Here is an 18820-nt window from a genome sequence, read left to right on the forward strand (position 1 = left end):
CGCAGGTCGGTATATCCCCCTCTAGCCCTTGGTAGGGCTTCGTGTATAACTATGCGCACCCTTCCGAGGAGACGCGTCGTGCAGATCGGGATACCCAAAGAAACCCGAGACGGGGAGACCCGTGTCGCAGCAACGCCGGAGACAGTCAAGCGCTATGCCGCGGCCCATCACCGGGTACGGGTCGAGCGCGGCGCGGGCATGGCCGCGCGCTATCCGGACGAGGCCTATCAAGACGCCGGCGCCGAGCTGTGCGATGCCGCCGGGGCGCTGGGCAGTGAACTGGTCTTGAAGGTGCGTGCGCCTTCCACCGACGAACTCCGGCACATGAAGCCGGGCGCCGTGCTGGCCGGCATCCTCGACCCCTACGACGCCGAAGGCGTGGAAGCCATGGCGCGAGCCGGCCTGGTGGCCTTCGCCCTGGAGTCCGCGCCGCGCATCACGCGCGCGCAAAGCCTCGACGTCTTGTCCTCGCAGGCCAACCTGGCCGGCTACAAGGCGGTGCTGCTGGCGGCCCAGTACTACGGCCGGCTGTTTCCCATGATGATGACCGCCGCTGGCACGCTGAAGGCGGCCCGCGTGGTGGTGCTGGGCGCGGGCGTGGCCGGCCTGCAGGCCATCGCCACGGCGCGCCGGCTGGGCGCGGTGGTCGAGGCCTCCGACGTCCGGCCCGCCGCGCGCGAGCAGATCGAGTCGCTGGGCGGCAAGTTCATCGACGTGCCCTACGAAACCGACGAGGAGCGCGAGATCGCGCAGGGCACGGGCGGCTACGCCCGCCCCATGCCACCCGCGTGGATGGCAAGGCAGGCCGTGCTGGTGGCCGAGCGCTGCAGGCAGGCAGACATCGTCATCACCACCGCGCTGGTCCCCGGCCGGCCCGCCCCGCTGTTGCTAACCCCCGAAACCGTACAGGCCATGAGGCCCGGCTCGGTGGTGGTGGACATGGCCATCGAGCGCGGCGGCAACTGCCCGCTTACCGACAAAGGCCAGGTGGCCGAAAAGCATGGCGTGACGCTGGTAGGCCTGACCAACCTGCCCGGCCTGGTGCCCACCGATGCGTCGGCGCTGTACGCGCGCAACCTGCTCGACTTCCTCAAACTGATCACCGACGCCGAAGGCAGGCTGGCGATCCGCCGCGACGACGAGATCGTGGCCGCCTGCCTGCTGTGCGAAAACGGCTCTCCCACGCGCAAGGCATAAAGGACATAGCGATGGAAGGCATCGACCACACCCTGATCAACCTGATCATCTTCGTGCTGGCCATCTACGTGGGCTACCACGTCGTCTGGAACGTGACGCCGGCGCTGCACACGCCGCTGATGGCCGTCACCAATGCCATCTCGGCCATCATCATCGTGGGCGCCATGCTGGCGGCGGCGCTGACCGAAGGCGGCCTCGCGCGCGGCATGGGCGTGGCCGCCGTGGCGCTGGCCGCGGTGAATGTGTTCGGCGGTTTCCTGGTCACGCGCCGCATGCTCGAGATGTTCAAGAAGAAAGAGCGCAAGCTGCCGGCGCCGGCGCAGGAGAAACAGCCATGACGGTCTCCCTGAACGTCGTCACACTGCTGTACCTGGTCGCCTCGGTATGCTTCATCCAGGCGCTGAAGGGGCTGTCGCACCCGACCACCTCGCGACGCGGCAATGCGTTCGGCATGATAGGCATGGCCATCGCGGTGCTTACCACCGCCGCGCTCATCGTGGGCCTAGCGCGCCAGGGCACCGCGGCCATGGGACTGGGCTGGGTATTGCTGGGCCTTCTGGTGGGCGGCACCATCGGCACGTTGATGGCCAAGCGCGTCGAGATGACCAAGATGCCCGAACTGGTGGCCTTCATGCACAGCATGATCGGTCTGGCGGCGGTGGCCATCGCCGTGGCCGTGGTAGCCGAGCCGCACGCCTTCGGCATCGCGGCCGCGGGCATGCCCATCCCCACGGGAAACCGGCTGGAGCTGTTCATCGGCACCTTCGTGGGCGCCATCACGTTCTCGGGTTCGGTCATCGCGTTCGGCAAGCTGTCGGGTCGCTACAAGTTCAGGCTGTTTCAAGGCGCCCCCGTGGTGTTCAGCGGCCAGCACATGCTCAACCTGGCGCTGGCGCTGGCCATGCTGGGCTGCGGCCTCTGGTTCATGGTCACTCAGCAATGGCTGCCCTTCGTCTTGATGACGGCCATCGCCTTCGTGCTGGGGGTGCTCATCATCATTCCGATCGGCGGCGCGGACATGCCGGTGGTGGTGTCGATGCTGAACAGCTACTCGGGCTGGGCGGCCGCGGGCATCGGCTTCTCGTTGAACAACCCCATGCTGATCATCGCGGGCTCTCTGGTGGGTTCGTCGGGCGCCATCCTGTCGTACATCATGTGCAAGGCCATGAACCGCTCGTTCTTCAACGTGATACTGGGCGGATTCGGCGGCCAGGGCGGCAGCGCCGGCGCGGCTGGTGACGGCCAGCAGCGCAGCGTGAAGTCGGGCAGCCCGGACGACGCGGCCTTCCTGATGAGCAACGCCGAATCCGTGACCATCGTGCCGGGTTATGGCCTGGCCGTGGCTCGCGCCCAGCATGCACTGAAGGAGCTGGCCGCCAAGCTGGGCGAGAAAGGCATCACGGTGAAGTACGCCATCCACCCCGTGGCGGGCCGCATGCCGGGCCACATGAACGTGCTGCTGGCCGAGGCCGAGGTGCCTTACGACCAAGTGTTCGAAATGGACGACATCAACGGCGAATTCGGGCAGACCGACGTGGTGTTGGTACTGGGCGCCAACGACGTGGTGAACCCGGCGGCGAAGAACGATCCCCAGTCGCCCATTGCCGGCATGCCCATACTGGAAGCCTACAAGGCGCGTACGGTGATCGTTAACAAGCGATCGATGGCGGCCGGGTATGCCGGGTTGGACAACGAACTGTTCTACCTGGACAAGACGATGATGGTGTTTGGCGATGCGAAGAAGGTGCTGGAGGACATGGTGAAAGCGGTTGAGTGAAATGGCCGCTGGCAGGACAGTAGGTCAGCCGAAACAAAGTCAGCCGAAATAAAGCTTGCAGTTCACCAACAGGAGACAGGCTGAAATGAAGCCAAGCGACCAATAAATCCAGGCGAAATTCGACCTGATTTTGCGCATCGTTTTTTCAAATTCTTCATCGTGCATGGCAAGCCCCTGATTCACGGTCATGGAAGGGGCGCCGAGCCGAGGAACAGCTTGTAAATCACGGATCCGAGCCCCGTTACCACGACACCCAGTACCCAATGCAGCCGGGTTATTTCGCCCTTGACGTTGGCGAGGCCGACACTCAGTTCGCTGCGAACGCCCTCGATGTCTGCCTTCAATTCGCTGCGCGTGCCCTGGATCTCGGCCTTCAGTTCGTGGCGAACATCAGCGATTTCCGTCTTCAGTTCGCTGCGTACGCTTTGGATTTCACTGCGGACGCCGGCGATCTCGGTCTTGGTTTCACTGCGGACGCTGGCGATATCAGCCTTGATTTCATTGCAGGTGCGGTCAAAATCGCCCCGGATTTCATTGCAGGTGCGGTCAAAATCGCCCCGGATTTCATTGCAGGCGCGGTCGAAGCCGCCACGGAGCGCACGTTCCGTGTCGAGCAGATTTCCGCGCGTGACGATGCCCAATCGATCGACGTTGACCACGTCCGCGAGGACCGCGGCCTGCGTCCTGGCCTGTTCGCGCGTGAAGCCGCCGCGCTCGAGGCGTTCGGTGATTTCAAGGGTATCGAAGGGGATGACCATGTCGTTCATCGATGGAGTCCTGATGCCAAGGATCGTAGCGCGGCACGAGGTGAGCGACCAATCGGACTGGTCGGATAATCACCGCACTAAGCAGGAATCAAGATACCGAAAACAGTGCCTCGACGATATACGCAGAAGCCGCAGCAGTAGTTTCCACAGTCGCGATCGGCTTGACGCGTATCGCACTGCTCATCCGGCGCGGCCGACTCGCTCCACGCATGCGCGGCTGGACATGGCAACGGCCGGATGAGGGTCTGAGTGCCGTCCCTCCTGCGCCTCAGCGCGCCAGCGCCATGTCCACCGCCTCGATCCAGTGCCGCACCGGCACGTCGGTGCCGCCCTGCAGATGCCCGATGCAGCCCATGTTGGAGGACACGATGATCTCCGGTTCCGCACGCGCGATGTTGCCGAGCTTGCGATCGCGCAGCGACTGCGAGATGCCCGGGTTCAGTACCGAGTACGCCCCCGCCGAGCCGCAGCACAGGTGCGTCTCGTTGAACGGCTGCAGATCGAAGCCCAGTGCCGTCAGCATCTGCTCGGACAGCGGACGCAGCCCCTGCCAGTGCTGCAGGGTGCAGGGCGGATGGAAGACCGCGCGCGGCACGGCGGCCAGCTTCGAGCGCAGTTCGGCGGCGTGCGGCGCGACGATCTCGGCCACGTCCCTCACCAGCGCGACGATGCGCGCGGCACGCTCGGCATAGCGGGGATCGCGCCGCAGGTGGTGCGCATACTCCTTCACCATGGCGCCGCAGCCGGACGCATTCATCACGATGGCCTCCACCCCGCCCTGCTCCACCAGCGGCCACCACGCATCGATGTTGGCGCGCATCTGCGCCAGCGCGTCATCTTGCGCGTCGAGGTGGAAGTTGATGGCGCCGCAACAGCCGGCGGCAGGCGCCACGCGCGCGCCGATGCCGATGGCGTCCAGCACGCGGATGGTGGCCGCGTCGATGGTCGGCATCATGGCCGGCTGCACGCATCCGGCCAGCAGCAACACCTGGCGCGCATGGCGCGACGCATCCGGCACGCGGCCCGCGGCGCGACGGGGCGGCACCTTCAGCTTCAAGGCACGCGGCAGCATGGGCCGCAGCGCCTGGCCCAGCCGCATGGCGGGCGCGAACAGCGGCGAATTCATGCCCTTGCGCAGCAACAGGCGGCGCATGCGGTCGGCCCAGCTGCGCGTCACCCGCTCGTCCACGACTTGCCGGCCGATGTCCACCAGGTGCCCGTACTGCACGCCCGAAGGACAAGTGGTCTCGCAGTTGCGGCAGGTAAGGCAACGATCCAGGTGCTGCTGCGTGGCCTGGGTGGGCTCGACGCCCTCGAGCACCTGCTTGATCAGATAGATGCGGCCGCGCGGTCCGTCGAGTTCGTCGCCCAGCACCTGATACGTGGGACAGGTGGCCGTGCAGAAGCCGCAATGCACGCAACGCCGCAGGATGGCGTCCGCGTCTTCCCCCATGGGCGTGCCCTGCACCCAGGATGCCAGATTCGTCTGCATAGGATGGTCTATAGCTCCGGGTACAGGCGGCCCGGATTGAACAGGCCGGCCGGATCGAGCTCTTGCTTAAGGCGCCGCGTGAGGGTGGCCACGCCGGGCGCCAGGGGATGGAATACGCCGTCCGCGGGCGGTGTAGACCGCGCGGCACGGAACAGCGTGGCATGGCCGCCAGCGTGCGCCGCGGCCTCGCGCAGCACCCGCGCATCGGCGGCGCCGCTGTACCAGCGCTGGCCCCCGCCCCATTCGAGCAACATGGGCGCCAGCGCCATGGCGGGCGCCGTGGGCGGCACCGATACGCGCCACAGCGGCCGCGCGCCATCGAAGAACGGATGGCTGTGCTCGCGCAGATCGCGCCACCACGCGTCGGCGTTGTCCAGGACTTCCCCGCCGATGCGTGCCGCGGCGGCGACGATGGCTGGCGGCGCGCCCGACAGGCGGACCGCCAGCCGGCCACGACCGTCCTCGTGCGGCACCCAGCACGAGGCCGAGATGGGCATGGGCTTGGCTCGCCATTGCGAAAACGCCGCCAGCGCCTCTTCCTGCGTGGATTCGAGCAGCAGCGTGCGCTCTTCCATGGGCTTGGGCAGCACCTTCAGCGACACCTCGAGGATGGCGCCGAAGATGCCCAGCGAGCCGGCCAGCAGGCGGGAGACGTCATATCCCGCTACGTTCTTCATCACCTCGCCGCCGAAGGACAGGATACGGGCATGAGAGTCCAGCAGCCGCGCGCCCAGCACGAAGTCGCGCACGCCGCCGGCAGCCATGCGGCGCGGCCCCGCCAGGCCGGCCGCCACGCAGCCGCCCACCGTGGCGCTGCCGCCAAAATGCGGCGGTTCGAAAGCCAGCATCTGGCCCTGCGCGGACAATTCGGCCTCGAGATCGGCCAGCGGCGTGCCCGCGCGCGCCGTCACGACCAGTTCGGAGGGCTGGTAATTGATGATGCCGCGATAGGCCGTCATGTCGAGCAGGCAATGGCCATCCTGCGGCGTCAGCGCACGATGATTGCCATAGAACGACTTGCTGCCGCCGCCGCAGATGAACAAAGGCTTGTGCCCGGCGCGCGCGGTCAGGACCTGATCGCACAGTTCCGACAGAACGAATTCCATCGACGTTCCCTAGAAGCGGGACAACTGAGGGAAGCGCATTTCTCCGGCGTGCACGTGCATCTTGCCGTACTCGGCACAGCGCGCCAGCGTTGGAATGACCTTTTCAGGATTGAGCAGCAAGGGCGGATCGAAAGCCCGCTTCACGGCAAGAAAGGCGTCCAGCTCGTCTCGCGAAAATTGCACGCACATTTGATTGATCTTCTCCATACCCACACCGTGTTCGCCCGTCACGGTGCCTCCTACCTGCACGCACAGTTCGAGTATCGCCGCGCCGAACTTGTCGGCGCGTTCGATCTCGTCCGGCTTGTTGGAATCGAACAGGATCAACGGATGCAGGTTTCCGTCTCCGGCATGGAATACGTTGGCGCAGCGCAGGCCGTACTCGTCCTCCATCTGTTCGATGGCGTTGAGCACGCGGCCCAAGTGGCGGCGCGGAATGGTGCCGTCCATGCAGTAATAATCGGGCGATACCCGGCCCGCGGCGGGAAATGCGTTCTTGCGGCCGGCCCAGAAGCGCAGCCGCTCGGCCTCGCTGGTGGAGACCTGCAGGCGCGTGGCCCCGGCCTGTCGAAAGACCTGTTCGACACGCCCGATCTCGTGCTCGACCTCTTCAGGGGTGCCGTCGGATTCGCACAACAGCAGCGCCTGGGCATCGAGGTCGTAGCCGGCCTGGACGAAAGGCTCGACCATGTGTACGGCCTGACGATCCATCATCTCGAGGCCGGCCGGGATGATGCCGGCGCCGATGACCTGCGCGACCGCGTTGCCCGCGGCCTCCACGCTGGGAAAGCTGCCCAGCACCACTCGCGCGGACTGCGGCTTTGGCACAAGCTTGACGGTGACCTCGGTGACGATGCCCAGCATGCCTTCTGAACCCACGAAGACCGACAGCAGGTCCAGCCCCGGCGCATCGGGCGCATCGGAGCCCAGCTCGACCACGTCGCCCTCGATGGTGACCATGCGCACGCGCAGCACGTTGTGCACGGTAAGCCCGTACTTCAGACAGTGCACGCCGCCGGAATTCTCGGCCACGTTGCCGCCGATGGTGCAGGCGATCTGACTCGAGGGATCCGGCGCGTAATACAGGCCATGCACGCCTGCCGCCTCGGACACGGCCAGGTTGCGCACGCCGGGCTCGACCACCGCCGTGCATGCCTGGGGATCGACCCGCTTGATGCGATTGAACTTGGACATGCCGAGCAGCACGCCGCGCGCATGCGGCATGGCGCCGCCCGACAGGCTGGTACCGGCGCCGCGCGCCACCACCGGCACGTTCAAGCGCTTGCATAGGCGCATGATGTCCTGCACCTGCGCCTCGGTCTCGGGCAAGGCGACCGCCGCCGGCAGGCAGCGGTACAGCGAAAGTCCGTCACACTCGTACGGCCGCGTGTCTTCCTCGCGATACAACACGCTGTGCGCCGGCAGTATGGCGCACAGTGCATCGATCACGGGTTTTGCGGAGTAGGCCTCCTGGCCGCTGGAGGCCAGGCCAGTTTCGACCAGGGTGTTCATGAATCAACAATAGCGCGAGCCTAAGCGGTGCACACGACCGGATTTACCCGCACCTGCCCGGTGCGGGAAGGATATGGCGCGGCCGCGTGAGCAGCCCACGCCGCTTACCACGCGATGATCTTGCCGGGATTGAGGATGTTGTTCGGATCGAACGCATGCTTCAGGCTGCGCATGAGCGCCAGGGCCTCGGCGCCATGTTCGCGCTCCATGAATTGCATCTTGTGCAGGCCCACGCCATGTTCCCCCGTGCATGTGCCGTCTGCCGAGATGGCCCGTTCGACCAGGCGGTGGCTGATCGCCTCGGACTCCTGCCACTCGGACTGGCTGTCCGGATCGAGCAACATCTGCACGTGGAAGTTGCCGTCGCCGACGTGGCCAACGATGGTGTATGGGAAGCTGGCGCGGTCCAGGTCGTCGACGGTTTCGCGCACGCAGTCGGCCAGCCGCGAGATGGGGACGCATACGTCGGTGGTGCTGGCGCGGCAGCCCGGGCGCAGCTGCAGCCCCGCAAAGTAGGCATTGTGGCGCGCCGTCCACAAGCGGCTGCGGTCTTCGGGGCGCTCCGCCCAGTCGAAGTCCATGCCGCCATGCTCGGCGGTGATGGCCTGCACGGTTTCGGCCTGCTCTTGCACGCCCGACGGGCTGCCGTGGAATTCGAACAGCAGCAGCGGCGATTCGCGCAGGTTCAGCTTGCTGTGCAGGTTGACGGCCCGCACCGCGGCGGCGTCCATGAACTCAACGCGCGCCACCTGTACGCCCATCTGGATGATCTCGATGACGCTGCGCACGGCGTCGTCGAGCGTCGGGAAGTTGCACACCGCGGCGGACACGGCCTCGGGTTGCGGATACAGCCGCACGGTGACTTCGGTGATGATGCCCAGCGTGCCTTCACTGCCCACGAAGATGCGGGTGAGATCGTAGCCGGCCGACGACTTGCGGGCGCGGCCGGCGGTGCGTACGACGCGCCCATCGGCCGTGACCACCGTGAGCGACATGACGTTCTCGCGCATGGTGCCATAGCGCACGGCATTGGTGCCCGAGGCCCGCGTGGCGGCCATGCCGCCCAGGCTGGCATCGGCGCCCGGATCGATGGGGAAGAACAGCCCCGTATCGCGCACCGCTTCGTTGAGCTGCTTGCGGGTGACGCCGGCCTGCACGGTGGCGGTGAGGTCTTCGGGGTTGACCGCCAGTACCGCGTTCATCCGGGACAGGTCGATGCTGACGCCACCCTGCACGGCCAGCAGATGGCCTTCGAGCGAAGAGCCCGCGCCGTAGGGAATGATCGGTACGCCATGGCTGTTGCACAGCTTCGCCACGGCCGCGACCTCTTCGGTGCTTTCGGCGAACACCACCGCGTCGGGCAGCATGGCGGGATATGGCGATTCGTCGCGGCCATGGTGCTCGCGCACCGCGGCGGCCACGGACAGGCGGTCGCCCAGCAGGGCCTGCAGCGACTGCAGGCAGGCGGCAGGGATTTCGCGGCGCAGCGTTTCGGCTTGCAAGGGAGCATTCATGGCTGAGGCCCGTAAGGGTGATAGATGGCGGGATTTTACGCCCGCCCCCTCAGGACCGCGCAAGCCGGCAGAAGTCCTATTTGCCGCTGGTCAGCGCGACCCGGCGGCGCTCCTGTACGGCCTGGGACAGACGCTGCAGCACCTGCTCGGACGCCTCCCAATCGATACAGCCATCGGTGATGCTCTGGCCATACGCGAGCGGCTTGCCCGGCACCAGATCCTGGCGTCCCGCCACCAGATGACTCTCGACCATCACGCCCACGATGCGCGACTCGCCCTGCTCCATCTGGCGCGCCACGTCGTCGATCACCAAGGGCTGGTTCTCGGGCTTCTTGTTGCTGTTGGCGTGGCTGGCGTCGATCATCACGCGCTGTGCCATGCCCAGCTTGGCCATGTCCTGGCACACCGCTTCGACGCTTGCCGCGTCGTAGTTGGGCGTCTTGCCGCCGCGCAGGATGACGTGGCAGTCCTCGTTGCCCGCGGTGGACACGATGGCCGAATGTCCGCCCTTGGTGACGGACAGGAAGTGATGCGGCTGCGAGGCCGCCTTGATCGCATCGACCGCGATCCGGATGTTGCCGTCCGTGCCGTTCTTGAACCCGACCGGGCAAGACAGCCCCGAGGCCAGTTCGCGATGCACCTGGCTTTCGGTGGTGCGCGCACCGATGGCGCCCCACGAGACCAGGTCGGCGATGTACTGCGGCGTGATCATGTCCAGGAATTCGCACCCCGCGGGCAGTCCCAGGCTGTTGATCTCGAGCAGCAGCTCGCGGGCCATGCGGATGCCCTTGTTGATGTTGAAGCTGCCGTCCAGGTCGGGATCGTTGATCAGTCCCTTCCAGCCCACGGTCGTGCGCGGCTTCTCGAAGTACACGCGCATGATGATCTCGAGTTCGCCTGCGTGGCGCTCGCGAGCCTGCCGCAGGCGCTGCGCATACTCCATCGCCGCGCGCGTATCGTGGATCGAGCACGGCCCGATCACCACGATCATCCGATCGTCCATGCCGTGCAGGATGCGATGCGCCGCCTGCCGCGCGGCATACACCGTATCGGACGCCTCGCGCGTGCACGCAAATTCGCGCATGACGTGCGCGGGGGGATTCAGTTCTTTGATTTCGCGGATGCGAAGGTCATCGGTATTGTGGGACACGGGACGGCTCCTGGAACACCCGCCGGCTGACGGCCAAAAAAAAACCGCCAGGTTTGCTGGCGGCTTTTTTGAGGGATTCTGCGACTTTTCAGTTTGAACGCGACCCTTCCTCCGCCAGCGGCTTCAGAAAAGCAAAAAAATAAAAGTAAAACGAGGCGGGACGCGGAAAGTTCATGTCGGCGACTCTAGCACAAAAAAGCGGGATGTGTCATGACAGAGATCTTTCGTATGAGCGATAGTCGGAGTCGACACGGATAACAATCGGCATGACCCGATGGCGGGCGTCCACGGTTTCAGAAACGCGGCATGGCTCGGAGCCAGCCTCCGTCCGTCAGCCGGGGCCGTGCCGGCCAATTGGAAGGAGGGAAGCCGCGCAACGGCCGAGGGCGCCTGCTGGCGCGCCCGAGCCGACTGACTTGGCTGGCACGGCCCCGGCTGACGGACGGAGGCGACTCAAGAACCTGAAGCGCTACGGCAATCAGGCAGTGCCACCCACAGTGAGCCCGTCCATGCGAACGGTGGGCATCCCCACCCCCACAGGCACGCTCTGGCCATCCTTCCCGCACGTGCCCACGCCCGAATCCAGCCGCATGTCGTTGCCGATCAGGCTGACGCGATTCATGGCGTCCGGGCCGTTGCCGATCAGCGTGGCGCCCTTCACCGGGTACGTGATCTTGCCGTCCTCGATCATGTAAGCCTCGGACGCGGAGAACACGAACTTGCCGTTGGTGATGTCGACCTGCCCGCCGCCGAAGTTGGCGGCGTACAGCCCCTTCTTCACCGACGCGATGATCTCTTCGGGCGGCGTGGCGCCGGCCAGCATGTAGGTGTTGGTCATGCGCGGCATGGGCAGGTGCGCGAACGATTCCCGCCGGCCGTTGCCGGTGGCGCCGGTCTTCATCAGCCGGGCATTCAGCGTGTCCTGCATGTAGCCGCGCAGGATGCCGTCCTCGATCAGCACGTTGCGCTGAGTGGCATTGCCTTCGTCATCCACGTTCAGCGAACCGCGGCGATCCGGCAGCGTACCGTCGTCGATGACCGTGACGCCCGGCGACGCCACGCGCTCGCCGATGCGGCCCGAGAAGACGCTCGAGCCCTTGCGGTTGAAGTCGCCTTCCAGGCCATGCCCCACCGCCTCGTGCAGCAGGATGCCGGGCCATCCCGAACCGAGCACGACGGTCATCTCGCCGGCGGGCGCGGGCCGAGCCTCGAGATTGACCAGGGCCTCGTGCACGGCGCGGTCCACGTACTCTTGCAACCGATCGTCGGTGAAGAAATCCAGGCCCGTGCGCCCGCCGCCGCCACCGTGTCCCATCTCGCGCCGGCCATTGCGCTCGGCAATGACGGTGAGCGAGAGCCGCACCAGCGGCCGTACGTCGGCGGCCAGGCGGCCATCGCTGCCGGCGATCAGCACCACGTCGTATTCGGCGCCCAGGCCGGCCATCACCTGGATCACGTGCGGATCGGCCGCGCGCGCCATGCGCTCGACACGCTCGAGCAGCGCGACTTTCTCGGCGGCGCTGAGCGTGGCAAGCGGGTCGATGTCGGCGTACAGGCTGCGGCTGTCGTCCTGCGGCACGTGGGCCGAGACCTTGACGCGTCCCGCGCCGCGGCGCGCGATGCCGCGCACCGTATCGGCCGCAGACAGCAGTGCGTCGACCGACAGGCTGTCGGAATAGGCGAACGCCGTTTTTTCGCCGCTGACCGCGCGCACGCCGACGCCCTGGCCGATGGAAAAACTGCCGGTCTTGACGATGCCCTCTTCCAGGCTCCAGCCTTCGCTGCGCGTGTACTGGAAATACAGGTCTGCATAATCCACGCGGTGCGTGAATATTTCACCCAGGGCCCGGGCCAGGTCGGCTTCGGTGAGGCCCCAGGGGTCCAGCAGCAGGGATTTGGCGGTGGCCAGGGACTGGATGGCGGGATCGATCAATTTCATGAGTGTGGCGGTCTACAGGACTCGGTGACGCAGGGCGGGCAGCGCGGCCCTCACCTCGGAGAGGCGATCAGGCTCTATCGTACCGCTGATCACGCCCGGCTCTTCCGGCAGCACGTCCACGATGTCGCCCCAAGGGTCGACCAGCATGGAGTGTCCCCAGGTGCGGCGGCCATTGGGATGCTTGCCGCCCTGGGCGGGCGCCAATATGTAACATTGATTCTCGATGGCCCGTGCGCGCAGCAGGATTTCCCAATGCGCCCTGCCGGTCGTATACGTGAATGCCGCCGGCACCAGCATCAGGCTCACCTGGCCCATGGCACGGTAGAGCTCCGGAAAGCGCAGGTCGTAGCAGGTGGAAAGCCCCACTCGCCCGCACGGCGCCTCGAAAACCTGGACGGTTTTTCCGGGATGAATGGCGATCGACTCATCGTATGACTCGGCGCCGCGCTGGAAATTGAATAGGTGGATTTTGTCGTATCGCGCCCGCTGCTTGCCGTCGGGGCCATACACGAATGCCGTATTGAATACCCGGCCGGGGTCCGGGCACGCGAGTGGCAGCGTGCCTCCGGCGATCCAGACGCCATGGCGCTGGGCGGCGCCTGACAGGAACTCCTGAATCGGGCCGGCGCCTTCCGTCTCTTTAATCGCGAATTTGTCGGTATCGCGCTGTCCCATGAAACAAAAGTACTCGGGCAGCGCAACCAGACGGGCGCCCGATTCGGCGGCTTTCTGGATTAACTCACCCGCCTGTTTCAGGTTTTCCCGTAGGTCGGGAGTGCTTACCATCTGAACGGCGGCTACCCGCCACGGCCCCGACAATTCTTTCGGCTGCATTTCAGTCATGATACAAAATTGTCTCCGCTCGGATACAGTTTCAACGGAATAAGCTAGTATTATTCACGCACAAAAACAGTAACGCGTTGTTCATCAGCCGGCGAAGGCTATCAACTATTGATAATCAGGAATTAAAACCATGCCCCGTGAGTCTTACGCAGTACAGCAGGCCAAGATCGAGAAGGAGATCAACAAGCTCCAGAAGAGAGCCGAGGTACTGCTGACCAAGCGCCGCAAGCCGGTGCTCGCCTCTATCGTCAAGTCGATGCGCGACTACGATATTACTCCTGAGGAAATCGCCGCCGCGTTCGGCGCTGCCAAGCCCGCTCGCACGCCCTCTGCCGGGGCGCGCCGCAAAGCCGCGGCCAACGGCACGGCGACCAAGCGCGCCGTGGCCCCGAAGTACCGCCACCCCAAGACCGGCGAAACCTGGAGCGGCCGCGGCAAGGCGCCGCGCTGGCTGGCCGCCGAGGAAGCCGCGGGCGCCGATCGCGCCAGCTTCCTGATCGCCGAATAATCGCGATCCGTCGTACCGGATGGCGCGCCGCGGCGCGCCATTTTCATTTGCGCGGCCCCAATGCGCGGGCCCGCCTCAGCGGCCCACGGGATATTCGATCTGGCGCTCGCTGCCGTTGTTGCCGGGGAAACCGTCGAAAATGGCTCGCACCAGGTAGGGCATGGCGCGCAGCAGGTTGTCGGTACGTCCGAGCGTATACGCCGACGAACGATAGACTTCGGCCCCGCCGCTTTCGCGGTCATCGATTTTGACGTTCAGGTAGTGCCGATATGCCACGGCCGGCACGTCGATCCACTCGGGCCCCCAGAAGCCCGGGCCCCAGTATCCGCCATAACCCCAGCCGCGCGGGCCGTAGAAGCCGCCGTACCCGCCGTAGAAGTACGGGTCATAGGGCTGGCGCACCATGATCGTGGTCTGCGTGGTGCCGTACTGATACGAAACCGTGAAGCGCGCCGGCTGGCTCTGCGTCGCCTCGACCAGGCCGGTGGCGCCCAGGCCGGCGCGCATGGTGTCGCGGTATGACTGGTACTCGAGATTATTGGCCAGCTCGGGAGGAACGGCGGCGAACGCGTAGCGTTGTCCCTCGACTCCCTGCGGCCAGCGCTGGAACGACGTGACGTGGGTGGAGACCGTGGGCGCCGCGCAGCCCGTCAGCAGCACGCTGCCCAAGGCCATGGCCGCCCCGGCCATGCGCAGGCTGCGCGACCAGGAGAATGGAGACATGACTGAGTTCCTTCGCGCCGTTCGGCGACATGCAGATACAGACAGCGCGCGGCCCGGAAAGTTTTCGCGCGGCATGCCACTACAATAACCCGGTCTTCCCTTTGCATCGTGGAAACCCCATGCGTACCGACACGCCCGTGACGATTTACCGGAAGGATTACCGGCCCTATCCGTACGCAATTCCGCAGGTGGCGCTGGAATTCGACCTGGATCCGGACACCACCACGGTTCGCTGCACCATGCAGGTCGAACGCCGTGCCGATGCCGGCGCGGATGCCGAACTGCACCTCGACGGCGAAGCGCTGGAACTGGTTTCCCTGCACGTCGACGGCCAGCCGTGGCCCGACTCCAAGTACACGGTGTCAGCGCATGCGCTGGTCATCTCCGGCCTGCCCGAACGCGCCGAGGTCGAAACCGTCAGCCGCTGCCATCCCGCGGCCAATTCCACGCTGATGGGCCTGTACGTATCCGGCGAGAGCTTCTTCACGCAGTGCGAGGCCGAAGGCTTCCGGCGCATCACGTGGTTCGCCGACCGCCCCGACGTCATGTCGCGCTATCGCGTCACACTGCGCGCGCCGGCGGCTTATCCGGTGCTATTGTCCAACGGCAATCTGCTGGACACGCGCGCGCTGCCCGACGGCCGCAACGAGTCGCGCTGGGAAGATCCCTTCCCCAAGCCCTGCTATCTGTTCGCCTTGGTGGCCGGGCGTCTCACCCATCGCGAAACGCGGGTGAAGACCGCCACGGGCCGCGAGGTGCTGCTGCAGGTGTATAGCGACCCCGGCTCCGAATCGCGCACCCAGTGGGCGCTGGATTCGCTGGTGCGCTCGCTGCAATGGGACGAAGCCCGCTTCGGTCTCGAACTGGACCTGGACCGCTTCATGGTGGTCGCCGTGCGCGACTTCAACATGGGCGCAATGGAAAACAAAGGCCTGAACATCTTCAACGCCGCCTACGTGCTGGCCGACCCGGACACGGCCACCGACGCCAACTACGAAGCCATCGAGTCGGTCATCGGGCACGAGTACTTCCACAACTGGACGGGCAATCGCGTCACTTGCCGCGACTGGTTCCAACTCAGCCTGAAGGAAGGCCTGACGGTATTCCGCGACCAGGAGTTCAGCGCGGACATGATGGCCCGCGGCCTCGATCCTGCCGCGGCCGCCAGCGCGCGCGCGGTCAAGCGCATCGACGACGTGGCCACGCTGCGCGCGGCGCAGTTCCCCGAAGACGCGGGTCCCATGGCCCACCCCATCCGCCCCGACAGCTACCAGGAGATCGGCAACTTCTACACCGCCACGGTGTACGAGAAAGGCGCCGAGGTCATCCGCATGCAGCACACGCTGCTGGGCGAAGAGGGTTTCCGCGCGGGAATGGACGAGTACTTCCGACGCCACGACGGTCAGGCCGTCACCTGCGACGATTTCGTCGCGGCCATGGAGTCCGTCTATGTGAAGCAACACCCCGGCCGCACGCTCGACGTGTTCCGCAACTGGTATCGCCAGGCCGGCACGCCGCGCGTCAGCGTCACGCTGGACTACGATGCCGCGGCGCGCCGCTGCACGATCACGCTGGCGCAGCAGTGCCGGCCCGTGGGCGTCGAGCGCCGCGCCGACAAGCTGGACAAGCAGCCGTTCCACATCCCTTTCGCCATGGGCCTGCTCGACCGCCAGGGCAACCCCATCCTGCTGCACCACGACGGCCGTGAGCAAGAGACCGTACTGCTCGAGCTCACCACGGCACGCGAGCAATGGGTGTTCGAAGGCATACCGTCGGCGCCCGTTCCCTCGCTGCTGCGCGGTTTCTCGGCGCCGGTCATCGTGGAATATGGCTGGAGCGATGCCGACCTGGCGCTGCTGTCGGCGCATGACACCGACCCCTTCGCTCGCTGGGAAGCGGGCCAGGAACTGGCGACGCGGCAGATCCTTGCGCTCGTGCGGCAGCATCAGGGCGACCAGCCGCTGCGGGTCGACGACGCCTTCGTGCAGGCCTGGCGCGCGCTGCTGACCGATCCGGCGCTGGACGCGGCATATCGCGCGCGCACGCTGGCCTTGCCGTCCGAGAAGACGCTGGCCGAGCGCATGGAACAGATCGATCCGCCGGCATTGGCCGTCGCGCGCGACTTCCTGCGCGCCGAACTGGGCAGGCAGTTGCGCGCGGAATGGCATGCGGCCTTCGATGCCAGCCAGACACCCGGCGAGTACAGCCCCGCTCCCGGACCGGCCGGCAAGCGCGCCCTGAAGAACCAGGCGCTGGCGCACCTGATGGCAGCCGGCGCCGACGGCGCGCAGGAACTCGCGCAGCAACAGTACGCCTCGGCCGGCAACATGACCGACAGCATGGCGGCGTTGTCGGCGCTGCTCAACTACGGCACGGGCGATGCGCCCGCGCAAGCCCTCGCGGCCTTCTACGACCGCTGGCAGCACGATCCGCTGGTGGTGGACAAGTGGTTCACGCTGCAGGCGACCGCCCGCTCGGCCACCGTCGAGTCCATACGCGGCCTGATGCAGCACCCCGCCTTCACGCTGCGCAATCCGAACCGCGCCCGCGCGCTGGTGTTCCAGTTCTGCCTGAACAACGCGCGCGGCATGCATCGGCCCGATGGCGAGGGCTATGCCTACTGGACCGAGCAGGTCATCGCGCTGGACGCCCTGAATCCCGAGGTCGCCGCCCGCCTGGCGCGCGCGCTGGACAACTGGTCGCGCTTCGTGCCGGCGCTGCGTCAGCCCATGCAGCAGGCGCTGCAACGCGTCAGCGCGCATCCCGGCCTGTCGCGCAACGTACTGGAAATCACCTCGAAAGCATTGGAATTCGCCGCACAGGCATAGGAGAACTCCTTGAAACGCAAAACGCTTACTCAATACCTGGTCGAGCAGCAGCGCTCCGAGCAGCTGCTGCAACCCGAGCTGCGCCTGCTCATCGAAGTGGTGGCGCGCGCCTGCAAGGCCATCAGCCACGCCGTCAGCAAGGGCGCGCTGGGCGGCGTGCTGGGCAGCCTGGAAAGCGAGAACGTCCAGGGCGAAGTGCAGAAGAAGCTGGACGTGCTGTCCAACGAGATCCTGCTCGAGGCCAACGAATGGGGCGGCCACCTGGCGGCGATGGCTTCCGAAGAGATGGAGACCATCCACCACATTCCCAACCGCTATCCCAAGGGCGAGTACCTGCTGCTGTTCGATCCCCTGGACGGCTCGTCGAACATCGACGTCAACGTGTCCATCGGCACCATCTTCTCGGTGCTGCGCGCGCCGCACGACGTGGGCACCGCCGTCACCGAACAGGACTTCCTGCAGCCCGGCAGCCAGCAGGTCGCGGCCGGCTATGCGGTGTATGGTCCGCAGACCATGCTGGTGCTTACCGTGGGCAAGGGCGTGGTCGGCTTCACGCTGGACCGCGAAATGGGCTCGTGGGTGTTGACGCACGAAAGCATGCGCGTGCCGGAAGACACCAAAGAGTTCGCCATCAACATGTCGAACATGCGGCACTGGGCGCCGCCGGTGCGCCGCTATATCGACGAGTGCCTGGCCGGTTCCACCGGCCCGCGCGGCAAGGACTACAACATGCGCTGGGTCGCGTCCATGGTGGCCGACGTGCACCGCATCCTGACCCGCGGCGGCATCTTCATGTATCCCTGGGACGCCCGCGAACCGGACAAGGCTGGCAAGCTGCGCCTGATGTATGAAGCCAATCCCATGAGCCTGCTGATCGAACAGGCGGGGGGCGCGGCCATCAACGGCACGCAGCGTATTCTCGACCTGCAGCCCGAGAAGCTGCACCAGCGCGTCAGCGTGATCCTGGGGTCGAAGAACGAAGTGGAACGCGTCGGCCGCTACCACACCGAGGCAGCCGCGCAGAAGTAGTCCTGCTGGGTTCGACTGCAGCCACGCGGGCGGCTGCGCCGGATGACTCTCTTGCGGATGCGTGCCGCGAGGCATCCGGGCGGCCGGCGGCATGCAGCCGCTGGCCAGGCCGCATCAGTCGTCGACGTCTTCGATCGACTTGACGTCGTCCTTGTTGACGCGGATCTCGCGGTCGCCCTTCTCGTACTTGTAGAAGCCGCTATCCTCGTCGTAGTCCGGGCGGTCAGCGGTATGGACCTGCGTGCCGTCGGCCTTGTGGATAGTGGTCGGTGTCGAGCAGCCGGCCAGTGCGGTCAGGCTGGTGGCGGCGATTACCATCATCAGATTCTTCGGACTCATAAGACCTCCGTGTTGTCATGAGGGTGACTTCACTGTAGAGGCCCGCTGGCCGTGGCGCATGACCGAATGTCTTGAAAATGTAAAGCGCGCGCGGGC

The 18820-nt window shown here is 66.0% G+C and carries 17 protein-coding genes; 6 read left to right on the forward strand and 11 right to left on the reverse strand.

The genetic code is table 11. From position 1 onward, the window contains the following. Positions 1-78: 78 nt before the first annotated feature. From CAL15_RS15065 to CAL15_RS15075, 3 genes are read left to right on the forward strand one after another with little or no spacing between them, the layout of a single operon-like run. Positions 79-1197, forward strand: a complete 1119-nt coding sequence (locus CAL15_RS15065; RefSeq protein ID WP_086079346.1) for a Re/Si-specific NAD(P)(+) transhydrogenase subunit alpha — start codon at positions 79-81, stop codon at positions 1195-1197. Between the two features lie 11 nt (positions 1198-1208). Beyond that, positions 1209-1535, forward strand: a complete 327-nt coding sequence (locus CAL15_RS15070; RefSeq protein ID WP_086079347.1) for an NAD(P) transhydrogenase subunit alpha — start codon at positions 1209-1211, stop codon at positions 1533-1535. Further along, a complete protein-coding gene (locus tag CAL15_RS15075; RefSeq protein WP_086079348.1) occupies positions 1532-2974 on the forward strand; it encodes an NAD(P)(+) transhydrogenase (Re/Si-specific) subunit beta in 1443 nt (480 codons plus the stop codon). The genes CAL15_RS15070 and CAL15_RS15075 overlap by 4 nt, the downstream gene beginning before the upstream one ends. 39 nt (positions 2975-3013) lie before the next feature. Here the strand turns inward: CAL15_RS15075 and CAL15_RS24430 are convergent, their stop codons facing one another. From CAL15_RS24430 to CAL15_RS15115, 9 genes are all read right to left on the reverse strand, one after another. After that, positions 3014-3163 (reverse strand): hypothetical protein, encoded by a 150-nt coding sequence (locus tag CAL15_RS24430; RefSeq protein ID WP_157666669.1) that lies wholly within the window; start codon positions 3161-3163, stop codon positions 3014-3016. After that, on the reverse strand, positions 3160-3741 hold the full coding sequence (locus CAL15_RS15080) for a hypothetical protein (RefSeq protein WP_086079349.1): 582 nt from the start codon (positions 3739-3741) through the stop codon (positions 3160-3162). Before CAL15_RS15080 ends, CAL15_RS24430 begins: the two co-directional genes overlap by 4 nt. Before the next feature lie 268 nt (positions 3742-4009). Next, positions 4010-5233 carry a glycolate oxidase subunit GlcF gene (glcF, locus tag CAL15_RS15085; RefSeq protein ID WP_086079350.1) on the reverse strand — a complete coding sequence of 408 codons (1224 nt, stop codon included), beginning with the start codon at positions 5231-5233 and terminating at the stop codon, positions 4010-4012. Between the two features lie 8 nt (positions 5234-5241). Next, positions 5242-6339 carry a glycolate oxidase subunit GlcE gene (gene glcE, locus CAL15_RS15090; protein WP_086079351.1) on the reverse strand — a complete coding sequence of 366 codons (1098 nt, stop codon included), beginning with the start codon at positions 6337-6339 and terminating at the stop codon, positions 5242-5244. A 9-nt stretch (positions 6340-6348) separates the two neighbouring features. Further along, positions 6349-7851, reverse strand: a complete 1503-nt coding sequence (locus CAL15_RS15095; protein ID WP_086079352.1) for an FAD-linked oxidase C-terminal domain-containing protein — start codon at positions 7849-7851, stop codon at positions 6349-6351. 104 nt (positions 7852-7955) lie between these two features. Then, positions 7956-9365 carry an FAD-binding oxidoreductase gene (locus tag CAL15_RS15100; protein WP_086079353.1) on the reverse strand — a complete coding sequence of 470 codons (1410 nt, stop codon included), beginning with the start codon at positions 9363-9365 and terminating at the stop codon, positions 7956-7958. Positions 9366-9441: 76 nt separating this feature from the next. Then, positions 9442-10515, reverse strand: a complete 1074-nt coding sequence (gene aroG / locus CAL15_RS15105; RefSeq protein WP_086079354.1) for a 3-deoxy-7-phosphoheptulonate synthase AroG — start codon at positions 10513-10515, stop codon at positions 9442-9444. 478 nt (positions 10516-10993) lie between these two features. Continuing rightward, positions 10994-12454, reverse strand: a complete 1461-nt coding sequence (gene tldD / locus CAL15_RS15110) for a metalloprotease TldD (RefSeq protein ID WP_086079355.1) — start codon at positions 12452-12454, stop codon at positions 10994-10996. A gap of 12 nt (positions 12455-12466) precedes the next feature. Next, positions 12467-13288, reverse strand: a complete 822-nt coding sequence (locus CAL15_RS15115) for a carbon-nitrogen hydrolase family protein (RefSeq protein ID WP_420042557.1) — start codon at positions 13286-13288, stop codon at positions 12467-12469. Positions 13289-13427: 139 nt separating this feature from the next. Between CAL15_RS15115 and CAL15_RS15120 the strand changes: the two genes are divergently transcribed. After that, a complete protein-coding gene (locus tag CAL15_RS15120; RefSeq protein WP_086079357.1) occupies positions 13428-13805 on the forward strand; it encodes an H-NS histone family protein in 378 nt (125 codons plus the stop codon). A 75-nt stretch (positions 13806-13880) separates the two neighbouring features. Here the strand turns inward: CAL15_RS15120 and CAL15_RS15125 are convergent, their stop codons facing one another. After that, positions 13881-14528 (reverse strand): DUF4136 domain-containing protein, encoded by a 648-nt coding sequence (locus CAL15_RS15125; protein ID WP_086079358.1) that lies wholly within the window; start codon positions 14526-14528, stop codon positions 13881-13883. A gap of 119 nt (positions 14529-14647) precedes the next feature. Here CAL15_RS15125 and pepN point away from each other — a divergent pair, with 119 nt between their 5' ends. Then, positions 14648-17356: an aminopeptidase N gene (gene pepN / locus CAL15_RS15130; protein WP_086079359.1), complete on the forward strand. Its 2709-nt coding sequence runs from the start codon at positions 14648-14650 to the stop codon at positions 17354-17356. A gap of 9 nt (positions 17357-17365) precedes the next feature. Further along, complete coding sequence (locus CAL15_RS15135; RefSeq protein WP_086079360.1) at positions 17366-18385, forward strand: class 1 fructose-bisphosphatase; 1020 nt, start codon at positions 17366-17368, stop codon at positions 18383-18385. A 114-nt stretch (positions 18386-18499) separates the two neighbouring features. On the opposite strand, the gene CAL15_RS15140 is transcribed toward CAL15_RS15135, so the two are convergent. After that, positions 18500-18724, reverse strand: coding sequence for a YgdI/YgdR family lipoprotein (locus CAL15_RS15140; protein ID WP_086079361.1), 225 nt, complete (start codon positions 18722-18724; stop codon positions 18500-18502). Positions 18725-18820: the final 96 nt, after the last annotated feature.

Origin of the sequence: Bordetella genomosp. 13 (genome assembly GCF_002119665.1) — a bacterium.
In the GTDB taxonomy this organism is placed as follows: Bacteria; Pseudomonadota; Gammaproteobacteria; order Burkholderiales; family Burkholderiaceae_B; genus Bordetella.